The sequence below is a fragment of the Micromonospora sp. B006 genome (genome assembly GCF_003408515.1).
In the GTDB taxonomy this organism is placed as follows: domain Bacteria; phylum Actinomycetota; class Actinomycetes; order Mycobacteriales; family Micromonosporaceae; genus Micromonospora; species Micromonospora echinospora_A.
Map to the genome: position 1 here is coordinate 5,172,517 of NZ_CP030865.1, position 16,610 is coordinate 5,189,126.

General features: G+C 74.6%; 14 protein-coding genes. 7 read left to right on the forward strand and 7 right to left on the reverse strand.

From position 1 onward, the window contains the following. Positions 1–322 precede the first annotated feature (322 nt). Positions 323–1,324 (forward strand): NAD-dependent epimerase/dehydratase family protein, encoded by a 1,002-nt coding sequence (locus MicB006_RS23245; protein WP_116508880.1) that lies wholly within the window; start codon positions 323–325, stop codon positions 1,322–1,324. A gap of 66 nt (positions 1,325–1,390) precedes the next feature. Here MicB006_RS23245 and MicB006_RS23250 read toward each other — a convergent pair whose 3' ends face one another. Next, on the reverse strand, positions 1,391–2,365 hold the full coding sequence (locus tag MicB006_RS23250) for a nitroreductase (protein WP_116508882.1): 975 nt from the start codon (positions 2,363–2,365) through the stop codon (positions 1,391–1,393). A gap of 187 nt (positions 2,366–2,552) precedes the next feature. On the opposite strand from MicB006_RS23250, the gene MicB006_RS23255 reads away from it, so the two are divergent. Beyond that, entirely contained in the window at positions 2,553–3,191 is a 639-nt protein-coding gene (locus MicB006_RS23255) for a response regulator transcription factor (RefSeq protein ID WP_013284884.1), read from the forward strand. Between the two features lie 6 nt (positions 3,192–3,197). Here the strand turns inward: MicB006_RS23255 and MicB006_RS23260 are convergent, their stop codons facing one another. Beyond that, positions 3,198–4,865, reverse strand: coding sequence for a GAF domain-containing sensor histidine kinase (locus MicB006_RS23260; protein ID WP_192900331.1), 1,668 nt, complete (start codon positions 4,863–4,865; stop codon positions 3,198–3,200). Between the two features lie 93 nt (positions 4,866–4,958). Further along, positions 4,959–5,969, reverse strand: coding sequence for a nitroreductase (locus MicB006_RS23265; RefSeq protein WP_116508886.1), 1,011 nt, complete (start codon positions 5,967–5,969; stop codon positions 4,959–4,961). A gap of 156 nt (positions 5,970–6,125) precedes the next feature. Here MicB006_RS23265 and MicB006_RS23270 point away from each other — a divergent pair, with 156 nt between their 5' ends. Beyond that, entirely contained in the window at positions 6,126–8,474 is a 2,349-nt protein-coding gene (locus MicB006_RS23270) for a heavy metal translocating P-type ATPase (protein ID WP_116508888.1), read from the forward strand. A 6-nt stretch (positions 8,475–8,480) separates the two neighbouring features. On the opposite strand, the gene MicB006_RS23275 is transcribed toward MicB006_RS23270, so the two are convergent. The 4 genes from MicB006_RS23275 to MicB006_RS23290 form a co-directional block, all read right to left on the reverse strand. After that, on the reverse strand, positions 8,481–9,344 hold the full coding sequence (locus MicB006_RS23275) for a universal stress protein (protein ID WP_116508890.1): 864 nt from the start codon (positions 9,342–9,344) through the stop codon (positions 8,481–8,483). After that, the gene (locus tag MicB006_RS23280; RefSeq protein WP_116508892.1) at positions 9,341–11,743 is read right to left on the reverse strand and encodes a phosphoketolase; all 2,403 of its coding nucleotides are present in this window, start codon (positions 11,741–11,743) and stop codon (positions 9,341–9,343) included. The genes MicB006_RS23275 and MicB006_RS23280 overlap by 4 nt, the downstream gene beginning before the upstream one ends. A 128-nt stretch (positions 11,744–11,871) precedes the next feature. Then, positions 11,872–12,702 (reverse strand): universal stress protein, encoded by an 831-nt coding sequence (locus tag MicB006_RS23285; RefSeq protein WP_116508894.1) that lies wholly within the window; start codon positions 12,700–12,702, stop codon positions 11,872–11,874. Between the two features lie 83 nt (positions 12,703–12,785). Beyond that, complete coding sequence (locus MicB006_RS23290) at positions 12,786–13,586, reverse strand: PP2C family serine/threonine-protein phosphatase (RefSeq protein WP_116508896.1); 801 nt, start codon at positions 13,584–13,586, stop codon at positions 12,786–12,788. A 97-nt stretch (positions 13,587–13,683) separates the two neighbouring features. Here MicB006_RS23290 and MicB006_RS23295 point away from each other — a divergent pair, with 97 nt between their 5' ends. From MicB006_RS23295 to MicB006_RS23310, 4 genes are all read left to right on the forward strand, one after another. After that, entirely contained in the window at positions 13,684–13,920 is a 237-nt protein-coding gene (locus MicB006_RS23295) for an HTH domain-containing protein (RefSeq protein ID WP_043325563.1), read from the forward strand. Further along, positions 13,920–14,495: a Clp protease N-terminal domain-containing protein gene (locus MicB006_RS23300; RefSeq protein ID WP_116508898.1), complete on the forward strand. Its 576-nt coding sequence runs from the start codon at positions 13,920–13,922 to the stop codon at positions 14,493–14,495. The genes MicB006_RS23295 and MicB006_RS23300 overlap by 1 nt, the downstream gene beginning before the upstream one ends. A gap of 90 nt (positions 14,496–14,585) precedes the next feature. After that, entirely contained in the window at positions 14,586–15,593 is a 1,008-nt protein-coding gene (locus tag MicB006_RS23305; protein WP_116508900.1) for a diacylglycerol kinase family protein, read from the forward strand. After that, complete coding sequence (locus MicB006_RS23310) at positions 15,586–16,587, forward strand: YihY/virulence factor BrkB family protein (RefSeq protein WP_116508902.1); 1,002 nt, start codon at positions 15,586–15,588, stop codon at positions 16,585–16,587. The genes MicB006_RS23305 and MicB006_RS23310 overlap by 8 nt, the downstream gene beginning before the upstream one ends. The last annotated feature ends 23 nt before the right edge of the window (positions 16,588–16,610 follow it).

The following is a 16,610-nucleotide window of genomic DNA, read 5'->3' on the forward strand; positions in this document are numbered from 1 at the left end:
CAAGATCGCGGGCGACCCCCGGGCGAGGCTGTTCGGGGGTGCTCGGAACCCGCCGTGATCTTTGAGCCCGGCGATCTTGGAGTTGTGGCACCTCGCGAAGGGTGTCAACCGGGCATCCTGGGCGCCACAACTCCAAGATCGGCGGTCCGGGGGCGAGGGCGCGTGGAGCCCGACAGCACGGCAGCTCCTCAGGTCACTGCGCGCAGCCGCCGCACCGTCGGGCAGTGCGGGCCGCTGCCGACCGTGGGGTTCTGCCGTTGGCAGATCCGCTGACCGTGAACAGGGCACGCCGTACCCGACACGGGGCGGCACTCTGGGACGCATGCGACTCCTGATGCTCGGCGGTACGGGCTTCGTCGGTGGTGCGGTGGTGGCCGAGGCGGTACGCCGCGACTGGCAGGTGACAGTGTTCAACCGGGGCGTACACGGGCAGGCGCCGCCCGGCGTACACCGGTTGCGGGGTGACCGGACGATGCCGGACGGGCTGGCCGCGCTGGCCGGCGGCGAGTGGGATCTGGTGGTGGACACCTGGGACGGCGCGCCCCGGGCGGTCCGGGACGCGGCACTGGCCCTGGCCGGCGCGGTGCCGCACTACGTCTACGTGTCCAGCGGCTCGGTGTACGCGCCACCCGTCGAACTCGGCACCGGCGAGGAGGCGCCGACGGTGGCGGCGGACCCGGACGTCGACGACGGCGACTATCCGGCGAACAAGGCGGGCGGGGAACTCGCCGCGACCCGGGTGTTCGGTGACCGGGCGCTGCTCGTGCGCGCCGGGCTGATCCTGGGGCCGGGGGAGGACATCGGGCGGCTGCCGTGGTGGCTGCACCGGATCGCCCGGGGCGGGGACGTGCTGGCGCCCGGGCCGCGTGACCTGCCCATCCAGTACGTGGACGTCCGCGACCTGGCGAACTGGCTGCTGGACCGGGGTGCCGAGGGCGTCGGCGGGGCGTACAACGTGATCGGTCGCACCGGGCACGCGACGATGGGCGAGCTGCTCGACGCCGCGGTGGCGGCGACCGGGTCGGACGCGACGCTGCGGTGGACGGCGCCGGAGCCGATCCTGGCGGCCGGGGTGGTGCCGTGGAACGACCTGCCGGTCTGGGTGCCGCGCGGGCACGAGTACCGGTGGTTGCAGGAGCGGAACGTGGAGCGGGCGTACGCGGCGGGGCTGGTGTGCCGGCCGGTGACCGAGACGGTCGCCGACACCTGGCGGTGGCTGCGCGAGGTGGGGCGCGTGCCGGAGCGCGCGGGGCGGCCGGCGCGGGCCCCGGTCGGCCTGGAGCCGGAGCGGGAGGCCGCGTTGCTGGCCTCGCTCCCCGCCTGATCAGGCACCGGGCCGCCGCCGGTACGCGGGGCCGTGCGGCCGGCCTGACCTGCGGAGGGGTACGGGTCAGGCCGGCACGACCGGCAGGTCGAGCACCTCCTCGACGGAGCGACGCGGGGTGGCGCGGCCCGGCTGGCCGTACCCGATCCGCATCACCATCTGCGGGGTGCCGAACCGGCCCAGCGACATCCGCAGCGCCTCCCGCGCGGCCGGCACCTCGATCGGCTGGGACAGCATCGACGCGCTGAGCCCGGCGTCGGTGGCGGTGAGCAGCACCCGCTGCAACGCCTGCCCGGCGAGGACCTGGTCGGCGGAGGTGTTGCCGGCCGAGCCGAGCACCGCGACGAGCGGCTCCGGCTCGAAGTCCCGGCCGGGTGCGCGGTTGCGGCCACCGAAGCCGCGCTGGGGCAGCAGGTCCTGCGGCTCGCTCTGCGGTCCGCCGGCGACGGCGGGCACACCGTCGGCGGCCGGCTCGGAGCGGATCCACTCCTTCCGCTCGGCCACGTACGCGGGGTCGCGCTCCAGCACCCGGTGGGCGCTGCGGGCGACCCCGGCGACCGCGTTCACCGCGCTGGTGCCGATCACCAGCTCCAGCCAGCACTGCTCGGCCCGGGCCGCCTCGCCGAGCCGCCAGCGGGCCTCGGCGGGCACCGGGTCCGGCCAGAACGGCGCGCGGTTGCTGAACCGGCGGCTGATCGCCCCGTACAGGCTCTGCTCGGTCGGGGTGGGGCGGCGTGGCACGTCCGGCACGAGCCGGGCCACGACGTCCGGGTCGGAGGGGTACGGGCGCAGCCGCACCGTGGCCGGGGTGCCCGCCACGGCGAGCGCGAGCCGCAGGTTGAACAGCGCCGCGCCGGCGGCCATGCGCGCGCCCCACCCGGTCGGGTCGGTGGCGGGCAGGCCGCGCAACGGGTCGACGGACACTTCGATGCCGCCGTCGACCACCCGGAACCGCCACGGCTGGGTGTTGTGCAGCGACGGCGCCCGGACCGCGTCGGCGACCGCGGCCCGCAGGTCCGCGGTGGTGTATTCGGTCGTCATGGTGGTGCTCCCTCTCGTGCGGCGCCGGCTCCCCCGTCCGGTACATCACCAACGGTGCGTCAGCGGGCCGCGACCTGAGCAGGGCCGGAGGTCCCCACCTGGGCCCGGCCGTCGGTCCCGGCCGGCGCGTGCAGGACGGGACTTTCGACCCGTGCTACTGAGGCGGGAAAGCGGGTAGAAAGGACTGATGATCCGGGTGTTCCTGCTCGACGACCACGAGGTCGTCCGTCGTGGCCTTGCCGACCTGCTGCAGAGCAGCGGCGACATCGAGGTGGTCGGCGAGTCCGGCCTGGCCCAGGAGGCGGCGCGCCGCATCCCCGCGCTGCGCCCCGACGTGGCGATCCTCGACGCCCGGCTGCCCGACGGCAACGGCATCGACGTGTGCCGGGACGTCCGCGCCGTGGACTCCTCGATCAAGGGGCTGATCCTCACCTCGTACGAGGACGACGAGGCGCTGTTCGCGGCGATCATGGCGGGCGCCGCCGGGTACGTGCTCAAGCAGATCCGCGGCACCGACCTGGTGGACGCGGTCCGCCGGGTCGCGGCCGGGCAGTCGCTGCTCGACCCGGCGATCACCACCCGCGTGCTGGAGCGCATCCGCAGCGGCGTGGAGCAGCCCCGGGAGCTGAAGTCGCTCACCGAGCAGGAGCGGCGGATCCTGGAGTACGTGGCGGAGGGGCTCACCAACCGGGAGATCGCCGGGAAGATGTTCCTGGCCGAGAAGACGGTGAAGAACTACGTCTCCAGCGTGCTGGCCAAGCTCGGTCTGGAGCGGCGCACCCAGGCGGCGGTGCTGGCGACTCGGCTGCTCGGCAAGAACACCTGACGCCGGTCAGTCGATCGGGACGCTCCAGCGCAGCTCGGTGCCGCGCGGCTCGGCCCGGCGCAGCGAGAACTCGCCGCCCAGCCGCTCGGCCCGCTCGCGCAGGTTGACCAGCCCGCTGCGGGCCGCCTCCGGGTCGCACCCGATCCCGTCGTCGGTGACGGTGATCTCGACCCGGCCGGAGTCGACGCGGACGCGTACCCAGACCCGGTCGGCCTGCGCGTGGCGTACCGCGTTGGACAGCGCCTCGCGCAGCACGGCGGTGAGTTCTCCGCGTAGCTCGTCCGGGACGGCGCTGTCGATCGGGCCGACCAGTTCCAGGTCGGGCCGGTAGCCGAGCGACTCGGCGGCCACCTCGATGGCCTCGCGGATCTCGGTGCGCAGCGCCGCGCTCATCGGGGTACGCAGCTCGAAGATGGTGCGGCGGATGTCGCGGATGGTGGCGTCCAGGTCGTCGACGGCCTGGTTGATCCGCTTGGCCGCCTCGGGGCGGGCGTTCATCGCGCCGCTCTGCAGTTGCAGGCCGGTGGCGAACAGCCGCTGGATCACCACGTCGTGCAGGTCGCGGGCGATGCGCTCGCGGTCCTCCAGGACGACAAGCAGTTCCCGCTCCTCCTGCCCGCGGGCCCGTTCCATGGCCAGCGCGGCCTGCCCGGCGAAGCTGGCGAGCAGCGCGAGGTCGTCGTCGGCGGCGGGGCCGTGGTCGGGCCGGTAGCCGATCACCAGGACGCCGTGCAGCGTGTCGGCGGCGGCGAGCGGGGAGACCACGGCCGGCCCGGCGACCACGGGCCGGGGCCAGGGCGCCGCGGCGGCGAGGTTCTCCACCTGGTCGTGCCGGCCCGACGTGGCGGACGCGGCGAAGCTGGTCTCGGCGGCCGGCAGCACCACGCCGACCAGTTCCCGGGTGACCGGGTCGGCGCCGTCGACCACCTCGACCGTGAACTGTGCCTCGTCCTCGTCGTAGAGCAGCACCAGCGCCAGCTCGGCTTCGGCGACCTCGCGGGCGCGGCGGGCCACGAGGGTCAGCGCGTCGGTGCGGCGCACCTCGCCGAGCAGCACGGAGGTGATCTCCGCGGCGGCGGCGAGCCAGCGTTCCCGCCGGTGCGCCAGCGCGTAGAGGCGGGCGTTCTCGATCGCCACGCCGGCCGCGGCGGCCAGCGCCACCACGATCTCCTCGTCGTCCTCGGTGAACTCGGCGGCGCCCTGCTTCTCGGCCAGGTAGAGGTTGCCCCAGACGTGGTCGCGGATGCGTACCGGCACGCCGAGGAAGCTGTGCATCGGCGGGTGGTGCGGCGGGAAGCCGTACGAGTTGGGGTGCTTGGTGATGTCCGGCATGCGTACCGGCTTCGGCTCGTCGATGAGCAGACCCAGCACGCCGCGGCCGTGCGGCAGCTCGCCGATCTTCGCGTGCAGCTCGGGGCTGATGCCGTGGACGATGAAGTCGTGCAGCATCCGGTCGGGGCCGATCACGCCGAGCGCGCCGTAGCGGGCGCCGGCCAGCTCGCACGCCGACTGCACGATCCGCTGGAGCGTGCTGCGCAGGTCGAGGTCGGAGCCGATGCCGACGACGGCGTCCAGCAGCGCCCGTAGCCGCTCTCGGCTGGTCACCACCTCGCCGACGCGGTCGAGCATCTCCTGGAGCAGTTCGTCCAGGCGGACGCGGGACAGCGGGGTCAGCCCGAGCGACGGCGCGAGGTGCTCATGCTGGGGCTGGGGTGCGGCGGCCACCGGGCGATGGTATCGCCCGGCGGCCGCCCTGATCGAGACCGGTCAGGTGAGCCGGTCGCGGACCGCCGAGGTGTCGACGGTCTGCGTGACGTCCAGCCGGGGGGTGTGCGGGGGTCCGGCGTGCGTCGGGTCGGCCACGCCGAGCCGCATGCTGATGTACGGGAACCCGAGGCCGGCGAGCATCTGCCGCAGCACCTCGCGGGTGCTCTCGACCTCCACCACGCCGGACAGGGGCACCAGCGACACCCCGTGCCGGGTGGCGGTGAGCCAGGCGGCGGAGAGCGCCTCACCGGCGCGCAGCCAGCTCATCAGCTCGTCGTCGGCGCCCCAGAGGATCCCGTACACGGCGGTCTTGTCGTGGCCGGGCCCGATCGGCAGCGACCCGGCGCGGCCGAAGTCGCGGGCCGGAACGGTCGTCTGCGGGGCCTGATCGGGCAGCACCTCCGGCGGCAGCCCGGTGCCGGTGCCGGCCCGGCTGGTCCAGTACGCCAGTTCCTCGCGCAGCTCCGGGCTGTCCGCCTCGACGGCGGCGGCCTGCTGGGCGGCGCTGGCGAGCTGGATCTTCTGGGTGTCGTCGAGCAGTTGCAGGTTCACGCCCTCGAGCGTGGCGGCGCGGTCGATGTCGTCGAGCGCGGCGGTCGGGATCTGCTCGTCGCTGACCGGCCGCCGGTCGGTGTGCCGCACCTGCATGCACTGCACGACACGCATGGCGTCGGGGTCGGCGCCGGTGTGCTTCAGGCTGGTGATCCGGGCCAGCAGGTCGGGCTCCTTCGGATCGGGCAGCCGCTCGACCACCGGGGTCCAGCCCTCGGCGGCCAGCGCCACCCGGGCGTGGTGCAGTGCCGCGCCGCAGCTCACCACCAGCAGGTGACCCTCCGGGTCCATGGCGCTGAGGTGCCGCTCGCGTACCACCCGCAGCTCCAGCGCGTCGGGCAGAACCGTCCAGTGCCACGGCTGTGTGTTGTGCACCGAGGGGGCATGGCCGGCCATTCCGGCGGCCTCCGCGAGCGCGGTGGTCAACGGGCGATCGCCGGCCGGCGTCTCGTGGCTCATCGTCACGACCTTTCCTGTTTTCCCCATCGTGCCCCACGCCCGGGACGCCCGGGTGGGGGATGCCGCTCCATCCTCGGGCATGCCCGGCCACCCCGCAGGCGTCCCTCGCCGCTCGGATCGCCAGCGTCGTCCCGCCCGGACTGGGACGATCCTCGGGTGGGAACCGAGCCACGCGAGTGCGTACCCGAGCAGCCGGCCCGCGCCCGGCGGTGGGCGTGGACCGAGTGGGGGCCGTTGGTGCTGCTCACGGTGGCCGTGCTGGCCGGGGCGGCGCTGTGGTTCGCCGGCGCGCACGACGCCGCCCGGCTGGTCTGGGCGGCGGTCACACTGGTCGCGCTGGTCCCGGCCGCGTGGACCACGCTGCGCCAGATCTGGCTGCGGCAGTTCGGGGTGGACGTCATCGCGGTGCTGGCGCTGCTCGGCGCGCTGCTGGTGCGGGAGTACCTGGCCGGCGCCGTCATCGCGGTGATGGTCGCCACCGGGCGGGCGCTGGAGGAGTACGCCCAGCGCCGCGCCACCCGCGACCTGCGGGCGCTGCTGGAACGCGCGCCTCGGCAGGCCCGCCGGCGCACCCCGGACGGCGGGATCGAGGTGGTGCCGCTGGACCGCGTCGCGGTCGGGGACCGGCTCCTGGTCGGGCCGGGCGACGTGGTGCCTGTCGACGGCGTGGTCGAGGAGGCGGCCACGCTCGACGAGTCGGTGGTCACAGGCGAGTCGCAACTGGTCACCCGCGCGGCGGGGGAGCAGGTCGCCAGCGGCGTGGTCAACGCGGGCGCCGGGTTCGGGCTGCGGGCCCGCCGCAACGCGGCGGAGAGCACCTACGCGGGCATCGTCCGCCTGGCCGGCGAGGCCACCGCCCGCAAGGCGCCGATGGTACGGCTCGCCGACCGGTACGCCGCCGCGTTCGTGCCGTTCACGCTGGTGCTGGCGGGGCTGGCGTGGCTGCTGTCCGGCGAGTTCACCCGGGCGGTGGCGGTGCTCGTGGTGGCCACCCCGTGCCCGCTGCTGCTGGCCACCCCGATCGCCGTGGTCTCCGGCCTGTCCCGGGTGGCCCGCCGCGGCGTGCTGGTCCGTGACGGCGGCTCGCTGGAGCAGCTCGGCCGCGCCCGTACGCTGCTGCTGGACAAGACGGGCACGCTCACCGCGGGCCGGCCCCGCGCGGCCGAGGTGGTGACGGCGCCGGGCGGCGACCGGGACGAGGTGCTGCGGCTGGCCGCGTCGGTCGAGCAGCTCTCCCCGCACGTGCTGGCCGCCGCGCTGGTCCGGCAGGCCCGCGAACGCGGGCTGCCGCTGGCCGAACCGACCGACGTCACCGAGGAGCCGGGGCACGGGGTGAGCGGGCGCGTCGACGGGCGGACGGTGCACGTCGGGCAGCTCGCGGGCGAGCCGCCGGAGTGGGCGGGCCGGCTCGGTGAGCGCGCCGAACGGGCCGGGCGCTCCGCGGTCTGGGTCAGCGACGACCACGGGCCGCTGGGCGCGATCCTGCTGGAGGACCCGGTGCGCCCGGACGCCCGGCGGACCGTGCGGCGGCTGCGCGAGGCGGGCCTTTCCCGACTGGTCATGGTGACCGGCGACCGTCCGGGCACGGCCCGGCAGGTGGCGCAGATCGTGGGCGTGGACGACGTGATCGCGCGCTGCTCGCCGCAGGAGAAGGCCGAGCGGGTACGCCAGGAGTCGGCGCACGCGGTGACGGTGATGGTCGGCGACGGCGTGAACGACGCCCCCGCGCTGGCCGAGGCGCACGTCGGGGTGGCGATGGGCGCGACCGGGGCGACCGCCTCGGCCGACGTGGCCGACGCGGTGCTCACCGTGGACCGCCTGGACCGGCTCGCGGACGCGGTCGAGATCGCCCGGTACGCCCGCCGCATCGCGGTGCAGAGCGCCACCGTCGGGATGGGCCTGGCGGTGCTGGCGATGCTGGTGGCGGCGGCCGGCCGGCTGCCCCCGGTGGCCGGCGCGTTCCTCCAGGAGGGCATCGACGTCCTGGTGATCCTCAACGCGTTGCGCGCGCTCGGCGGCGGCCTGCGGCGGCGGGACCTGCCCCCGCACACGGTGGAGCTGATCGACAGGTACGCCGGCGAGCACGGCGGCGTACGCGCCGTGCTCGCCGGGTTGCGGGACACCGCCGACATGGTGGCGATCCGCCCGGACGACCCGGCGTGCCTGCCGGCGCTGCGCGAGGTGCACCGCCGCCTGGTCGACGAGGTGCTGCCGCACGAGGCGGCCGAGGACCGGCAGCTCTACCCGGCGCTGGCCGGCCCGCTCGGCAGCGACGAGGCGACCTCCACGATGAGCCGGGCGCACGTGGAGATCGTGCGGCTGGTGGAGCGGATCGGCGGGCACCTCACGGCGCAGCCGGACGGCCGGCTGCGCCACGACGAGGTGCCCGATCTGCTCGCCGCGCTCTACGGCCTGGACGCGGTGCTGCGCCTGCACCTGGCGCAGGAGGAGGAGGACTACTTCTCGCTCAACCCGGAGGAGGGCTCCACCGCGTCCGGCCGCTGAGGGCGGTCAGCGTTCGCGTACCACGGCGACCGGGCAGTGCGAGTGCTGGATGAGCTGCTGGCTGACCGAGCCGAGCAGCATGCCCCGCAACCCGCCCCGGCCCCGGCTGCCGACCACCACGAGCTGCGCCGACCGGCTCGCCTCCACCAGCAACGCCGACGGGCTGCCGGGGACGGCCTCGACCTGCACCGGCACGTCGGGGAAGCTCTCCCGCCAGGTGGCCAGCTCCGCCTCGGCGGCGGCCCGCTCGGCGGCGGCGGTCTCCTCCGGGTCGAAGTCCGGCGGCACCCACCTGTCGCCGGGCGGCTCCCAGACCCGCAGCACCCGCAGCGGCACGTCCCGCTGGGCGGCCCGCTCGACCGCGAAGCCGAGGGCCCGCAGCGCGGTCTCCGAGCCGTCCGAGCCGACCACCACCGGCCCGGAGGTGGCGGGCTGACCGTCGCGGACCACCACCACCGGGCAGTGGGCGTGCGCGGTGACCGAGACCGCCGTGGAGCCGGCGAGCAGCCCGCCGAAGCCGCCGTGGCCCCGGCTGCCGAGCACCAGCATCCCGGCCTCGGCGGAACGCTCCTGCAGCACCAGCGCGGGCGGGCCGTCGAACACCTCGCCGTGCACGGTGAGGCCGGGCCGCTCGGCGGCGGCGTCCGCCGCCGCCCTGCGGACCAGTTCCTCGACCTGCCGGCGGGCGGTCTCGTCCGGCCACACCCCCGGGGCCACCCCGGGGCCGATCCAGCCGGTCACCGTCAGCCACTCGAACACGTACGCCAGCCGCACCGGCCAGCCCGAGCGGCCCGCCTCGTCCAGCGCCCAGTTCAGGGCGACAGCCGCGTCAGCGGAGCCGTCGTAGCCGACCAGGATCTCGTCGCTCATTCGCCACTCCTCACCGCGGGGTCGTTCTCCCTGATCCAGCGCCACTCGGCGACCCGGGGGTCGTCCTCGCCGTAGCGCCGGGTGTAGTCGCGGCAGGACTGGCGGGCGTCCACCATGTCCTGACGCAGGTGCGCGGCCCGCGACCGCAGCCCCGGCACCCGGTCGATCACGTCGATGACCAGGTGGAAACGGTCCAGGTCGTTGAGCATCACCATGTCGAACGGCGTCGTGGTGGTGCCCTCCTCCTTGTAGCCGCGGACGTGCAGGTTCTCGTGGTTGGTGCGTCGGTAGGTGAGCCGGTGGATGAGCCACGGGTAGCCGTGGTAGGCGAAGATGACCGGCTTGTCGCGGGTGAAGATGGTGTCGAACTCGCTGTCCGGCAGGCCGTGCGGGTGCTCCGACGGCGGCTGCAGGCGCATCAGGTCGACCACGTTGACGACCCGCACCTTCAGGTTCGGCAGGTGCCGGCGCAGCAGGTCGGCCGCGGCGAGCGTCTCCAGCGTCGGCACGTCGCCGGCGCAGGCGAGCACCACGTCCGGCTCGGCGCCGTCGTCGCTGCTGGCCCAGTCCCAGATGCCCAGGCCGCGGCGGCAGTGCTGGACCGCCTCGTCCATGGTCAGCCAGTTCGGCGCGGGCTGCTTGCCGGCCACCACCACGTTGATGTACTGCCGGCTGCGCAGGCAGTGATCCATGGTGGACAGCAGCGTGTTGCCGTCCGGCGGCAGGTAGACGCGGACCACTTCGGCCTTCTTGTTCATCACGTGGTCGATGAAGCCGGGGTCCTGGTGCGAGAAGCCGTTGTGGTCCTGCCGCCACACGTGGCTGGACAGCAGGTAGTTCAGCGAGGCCACCGGCTCCCGCCACGGGATGTGCCGGGTCACCTTGAGCCACTTGGCGTGCTGGTTGACCATCGAGTCGACGATGTGGATGAACGCCTCGTAGCTGGTGAAGATGCCGTGCCGGCCGGTCAGCAGGTAGCCCTCCAGCCAGCCCTGGCACAGGTGCTCGGAGAGCACCTCCATCACCCGGCCGTCGGGGGAGAGGTGGTCGTCGCCGGGGACCTCCGCGCCGACGAACGCCCGGTCGGTCACCTCGAACGCCGCGCCGAGCCGGTTCGAGGCGACCTCGTCCGGGCCGAACAGGCGGAACGTCTCCGGGTTACGCGCGATCACGTCGCGGACCCAGGGGCCGAGCACGCCCGCCGCGCCGGCCATCGGCTCGCCCGGCGTCGGTACGTCGACCGCGTAGTCGCGGAAGTCGGGCAGCTCCAGGTTGCGCAGCAGCCTGCCGCCGTTGGCCACCGGGTTCGCGCTCATCCGGCGGTCACCGGTCGGCGGCAGGTCGGCCACCTCGGCGACCGGGCCGCCGGTGGCGTCGAACAGCTCCTCCGGGCGGTAGCTGCGCAGCCAGCGCTCCAGCTCGGCCAGGTGCTCCGGGTTGTCCCGGACCTGGGAGATCGGCACCTGGTGGGCGCGGAACGTGCCCTCGACCTGCTTGCCGTCGACCCGGGACGGGCCGGTCCAGCCCTTCGGCGTGCGCAGGACGATCATCGGCCAGCGCGGGCGTTCCACGCGCCCGCCGGAACGGGCGCGGCGCTGGATCTCACCGATCTCGTCGACCGCCCGGTCCAGCGTGGCGGCGAGCAGTTGGTGCACTGTCGCCGGGTCGTCGCCCTCCACCACGTACGGCTGGTAGCCGAAGCCGCGCATCATGTCCCGCAGATCCTCGCCGGGGATCCGGTCCAGCACGGTCGGGCTGGCGATCTTGTAGCCGTTGAGGTGCAGGATCGGCAGCACCGCGCCGTCGCGGGCCGGGTTGAGGAACACGTTCGACAGCCAGCTCCCGGCCAGCGGGCCGGTCTCCGCCTCGCCGTCGCCGATCACGCAGGCCACCAGCAGGTCCGGGTTGTCGAACGCGGCGCCGTACGCGTGGCTCAGCGCGTACCCCAGCTCGCCGCCCTCGTGGATCGAACCCGGCACCTCCGGCGCCACGTGGCTCGGGATGCCGCCGGGGAAGGAGAACTGGCGGAACAGCCGCTGCATGCCGGTCTCGTCGCGGGGGATGTGGTGGTACAGCTCGCTGTAGGTGCCCTCCAGCCAGGTGTTGGCGACCAGCGCCGGGCCGCCGTGGCCGGGGCCGGTGACGAAGATGGCGGACAGGTCCCGGTCGACGATGACCCGGTTGAGGTGTGTGTAGAGCAGGTTGAGCCCGGGGCTGGTGCCCCAGTGGCCCAGCAGGCGCGGCTTGACGTGCTCGGGTCTGAGCGGTTCGCGCAGCAGCGGATTGTCGAGCAGATAGATCTGGCCGACGGTCAGGTAGTTCGCCGCGCGCCAGTAGGCGTCCAGCCGACGCAACTCTTCCTCGGTCAGGGGGCTGTGCAGGTTCACCGCGGTGTCCATGCTGTCTCAGCCTCTCGTGGCTCGGGGTCGGCCGCCACTCGGGGACCGCATCTTCTTCCCCGGCGCGTCCAGCTTCGCCCCTGCCCGGGGTCGCCGGTCAGGGCCGTAGGTCCCGCCTCGCGCGGGCGTCACGATTCGTCCCCGTCGTCCGGCCTGAGCCCTCGTACGACGATCAGCGGGGCTGGCGAATGGTAGAGCAGGGATTGGCTGACCGCGCCCAGAGTGGACGTCACCGGCCCGTCGCCGCGCGCGGCGACCACCGCGAGCTGCGCCGCGCGGGACCGGTCGAGCAGGACGGACTTCGGCTCACCGTGGACGGTGAGGCAGTCGGCGGTGACCCGGGGATGCCGGGCGGCGTGCCGGTTCACCGCCTGCTCCAGCAGCCCGTCGTCGCCGTCGCCGCATTCGGGCTCGATCACCCGGACGGCGAGCAGGCGGGCGCCGCGGCGCTCGGCGCAGTCGAAGGCGTACCCGAGAGCGGCGCGGGAACTGGACGATCCGTCGAAGCCGACGATCAGCGGTCCGGGCGGGGCCGGCTCGGCGCGGCCGATCAGCACCGGGCACCCGGCCCGGGCGGCCACCTCGACGGCCGGCGTGTTGGTCGGTACGCCGTTCGGCCGGGTCGACATGCCGCCGTCACCGAGCGCGACCAGGAACGCGGTGTCGGCGGCCCGCAGCAGTGCCTCGACCGGTGAGCCCTCGACGATCTCACCGCTGACCGGCACCTCCGGCGCGCACTCGGCGACCGCCTGGCCGGCGGTCTCCAGCAGGTTCTCCGCGTCCGTGCGGCTGCCGCCCGCCGGGGCGGGCCCGGGCGTCGCGGCCCAGTTGAACGCGTGCAGCAGGTGCAGCGGCAGGTGGTGGGCGGCGGCCTCGGCGGCAGCGGTGCGGACCACCGCCAGATCTTCCGCCGACCGGCCCACGCCGACCACCACCGAACCGTGGCTCGGTGCGGCCACCCCGGCTCACCTCCCCGACCCCGCTTTTCACTCACCGTAGTCGCGGGACCGGGTGCGCCGGACCGGGTCGGCGGAACTGGCGCTCAGCGCGGGGAGGGCAGGGTGGGATGGACGCGCAGGACGACGGCTGTGGCGTTGTCCTCGCCGCCCTCGTCGAGGCTGGCGGCGAGCAGGGCCTCGGTGGTCCGCGCCGGGTCGCGCCGGGTGGCGAGCAGGTCGCGCAGCCGGTGGTAGCCGAGCTGGTCGCTGATCCCGTCGGTGCACAGCAGCCAGGTGTCGCCCCGGCGCAGCGGCACGGCGAGCAGGTCCGGCTCGGGCCGGTCCGGGTGCCCGACGTAGCGCAGCAGCTGGTAGCGGGCCCGGGCCGCCTCCGGCGAGTCCGGCGGCCACCAGCCGTGCAGCAGGCCGAGCCAGGCCATGGTGTGGTCGACGGTCACCAGCTCCAGCAGCCCGTCGCGCAGCCGGTAGGCTCGCGAGTCGCCGAGCTGGACCAGCCAGCCCTGTTCGCCGTCGGGCTGGACCACGAGCGCGGTGAGTGTGCATCCGGTCAGGCCGGACTGCGCCGCCCCGGCCTGGCGTACCCGCCGTTGGGTCTCGGCGACGGCGGCCCGCAGCCCGGCGGGGTCGACGGTGGGCCAGCCGGTGCGGACCTGCGCCACGAACGTCTCGGCCGCGGTCGTGCCGGCGATCCGGCTGCCCTCGCCGTCGCCCATGCCGTCGCAGACCACCGCCAGCGGCAGCTCCGGGTCGACGTGCAGCACGTCGTAGTTCTCCGGGTAGCGGTGCCCGACCACGCTGCCCCCGGCGATCTCCAGGGTGAGGCGGCCGGCGGTGAGCCGGCGCGCGGGCTCGACCGGCCGGTCCAGCGGACGGCGGCGGAACACCAGCGGACCGTAACACCGCCGCGGGCCGGGGATGGTAGGCCACGACGTGTGTCAACCAGGGTTGACAAGACTCATGCTGTCAACCTACATTGACAGCATGAGTCAGGCTACGGAACTCGCGGCGGCGGCCGGCAGCACCGACCCCAAGGTCGGCCTGCGCGCCGTGCTCGCCCTGCGCCGGCTGCTCGAACGGCTCGAGGTGATCCAGGTGGACAACGCCCGGCGACAGGGCTGGTCCTGGCAGGAGATCGCCGACGCCCTCGAGGTCAGCCGGCAGGCGGTCCACAAGAAGCACGCCGGGCGACCGGCGGTACGCGACAGCTGGGAGGCGTGATGTTCGAACGATTCACCGACCGGGCCCGCACCGTGGTGCGCCACGCGCTCGACGAGGCCCGCGCCGAGGGGCGGCGGCCGGTCGGCACCGAGCACCTGCTGCTCGGCGTACTGGCCGACAGCGACAGCCTGGCCGCCCGGCTGCTGGCGGCCGGCGGCATCGAGGCCGACGCCCTGCGCGCCGCGCTGGCCCGCCACACCGCGCGGGGCGTCGACGGGCTCGGCGAGGCGGACGCCGCGGCGCTGCGCGAGATCGGCATCGACCTCGCCGCGATCGTGTCCCGGATCGAGGAGTCCTTCGGCCCCGACGCGCTGCGCGAGGCGACGCCGCGTCCGCGCCGGTGGTGGCGTCGCGGGACGGACCACGGCACGTTCTCGCCCCGGGCGAAGAAGGCGCTGGAGCTGTCGCTGCGCGAGGCGCTGCGGCTGCGCCACCGGCACATCGGCACCGAACACATCCTGCTCGGCCTGCTGCGCGAGGGAAACGGCCTGGCCGCGGTGGTGCTGACCGAGGCCGGCGCGGACATCGACGACCTGCGCCGCCGCATCGACGCGGCGCTGCGCGAGGCCGCCTGAGGCCACCGGAGTTTCAAACCTGTTTGCGGTCCTCGCAACGTCCCGCTGCGCCGGGTCGCCGTCACGCCCCGTGTCCTGCACACTGACGCCGTGGACGGTGCAGACGACAAGCGCCCGGTGAACGCGGAGAACCGCACCCCGCGCTCGGCAGTGGTGGTCAACCCGGTCAAGGTGACCGACCTGGACGAGTTCCGCCGCACCGTGGACGGCGCGCTCGCCGCCGCCGGGTGGCCGGCCCCGACCTGGTACGAGACGACAGTCGAGGACCCGGGCCGCGGGCAGGCGGAACAGGCCGTCAAGGCGGGCGCGGAGGTCGTCTTCGCCTGCGGCGGCGACGGCACGGTGATGGCCTGCGTGACCGCGCTGGCCGGCACCGACGTGGCGCTCGCGGTGCTGCCCCAGGGCACCGGAAACCTGCTCGCCGCCAACCTCGGCCTCTCCGGCGACCTGGCCGCCGGGCTCCAGGTCGCCGTCGAACGCGGGATGCGCCGCCTCGACGTCGGCGTGGTCGGCGACCAGTGCTTCGCGGTGATGGCCGGGATGGGCTTCGACGCCCAGATGCTCGACTCCACCTCCGAGACCACCAAGAAGCGGATCGGCTGGCCGGCGTACGTGGTGGGCGCCGCCCGGCACCTGCGGGACCGGCCGATGCGGGTCTCGGTGCGCATCGACGGCAAGCCGCCGCTGCGCCGCCGGGCCCGCTCGGTCCTGGTCGCGAACGTCGGGCGCCTGCAGGGCGGGGTACGCCTGCTCACCGACGCCGAGCCGGACGACGGCTGGCTCGACGTGGCGGTGCTGACGCCGCGCACGCTGGGCCACTGGCTCGCCATGGGCTGGGCGGTGCTGCGCCGCCGCGACCGAGTCCCCGGGATGGAGGTGTTCCGGGCCCGCTCGGTCGAGATCACCAGCACCCGGGCACAGCCCCGGCAGCTCGACGGCGACCTGATCGAGCCGGGCCGCTCGCTGAAGGCCACCATCCGCCCCGAGTCGCTCTGGCTCTGCGTACCGCGCCCGGAGGAGCACCCCGACCTGGCGGAGGACGCCGACGCGGTCGGCGAGCGCGGCGAGCACCTGGTCGAGGAGGCCCGCCGTGAGTAGCACCAAGCTGGTCCCCGAGACCCGGTTGATGACCGAGAACGAGCTGTCCGCCGACGACGCCTGGCACACGCTGCGCCGGCACGGCGGCTGGTGCCTGCTGCGGGACGCGTTCGTCCGGTTCCGCTACGGCGACGGCTTCAGCCACTCCCGGGCGCTGGGGTTCCAGCTCTGCCTGGCGGTGGTGCCGTTCCTGATCGCGCTCACCGGCCTGATCACCGACCTGGGCGTGGACGAGGGCGGCAAGGTCGTCGCCGACACCGTACTGGCCATCACGCCCGGCCAGAGCGAAGCCATGGTGCAGCAACTGCTGACCGACAGCGAGCGCACCGAGAGCGCCGGTGAGCTGGCGCTGACCCTCGGCCTGCTCACCGGGCTGGTCGCGCTGACCACCACGATGGCGCAGATCGAGCGGGGCGCGAACCGGATCTACGGCGTCGAGCGGGACCGCCCGGCGCTGGCCAAGTACCTGCGCGCCACGGTCCTCGCGGTGGTCGCCGGCGTGCCCGCGCTGGCCGGCTTCCTCATCCTGGTCGGCGGCCGGGCGATGGGCGAGTCGGTACGGCGGCACTACGAGTGGGGCGACGTCGCGATGGCCGGCTGGGACGTGATCCGCTGGCCGCTGAGCCTCGGCCTGACAGTGCTCGCCGTGGCGGTGCTGTTCCGGCACGCGCCGCGACGCCGGCAGCCCGGCCTGTCCTGGCTCGTCTTCGGCGCGGCCATCGCCATCGCGATCTGGTGGCTGGCCAGCCTGCTGCTGGCCGCCTACGTGAAGTACAGCGGCGGATTCGGCCAGACCTACGGCGCGCTGACCGGCATGATGGCCCTGTTGCTCTGGGCCAACCTCACCGGGATGGCGCTCTTCGGCGGGCTGGCCTTCGCCGCCCAGCTGGAGGCGATGCGCATCGGCGTGGACGAGCCGGCCCAGCCGGATCTGTGGCAGCCGGAGGCGCACCGTGAGGACCTGTTCGACACCGGTGAGATGACCTCGCTCTGACGCCGCGCCGGTCCGGCGTGTAC

Bases quoted from the DNA above. Each gene is read 5' to 3' on its own strand.
- MicB006_RS23245 (WP_116508880.1), top strand. From the start codon at position 323: ATGCGACTCCTGATGCTCGGCGGTACGGGCTTCGTCGGTGGTGCGGTG.
- MicB006_RS23250 (WP_116508882.1), bottom strand. From the start codon at position 2,365: ATGACGACCGAATACACCACCGCGGACCTGCGGGCCGCGGTCGCCGAC.
- MicB006_RS23255 (WP_013284884.1), top strand. From the start codon at position 2,553: ATGATCCGGGTGTTCCTGCTCGACGACCACGAGGTCGTCCGTCGTGGC.
- MicB006_RS23265 (WP_116508886.1), bottom strand. From the start codon at position 5,969: ATGAGCCACGAGACGCCGGCCGGCGATCGCCCGTTGACCACCGCGCTC.
- MicB006_RS23275 (WP_116508890.1), bottom strand. From the start codon at position 9,344: ATGAGCGACGAGATCCTGGTCGGCTACGACGGCTCCGCTGACGCGGCT.
- MicB006_RS23280 (WP_116508892.1), bottom strand. From the start codon at position 11,743: ATGGACACCGCGGTGAACCTGCACAGCCCCCTGACCGAGGAAGAGTTG.
- MicB006_RS23295 (WP_043325563.1), top strand. From the start codon at position 13,684: ATGAGTCAGGCTACGGAACTCGCGGCGGCGGCCGGCAGCACCGACCCC.
- MicB006_RS23300 (WP_116508898.1), top strand. From the start codon at position 13,920: ATGTTCGAACGATTCACCGACCGGGCCCGCACCGTGGTGCGCCACGCG.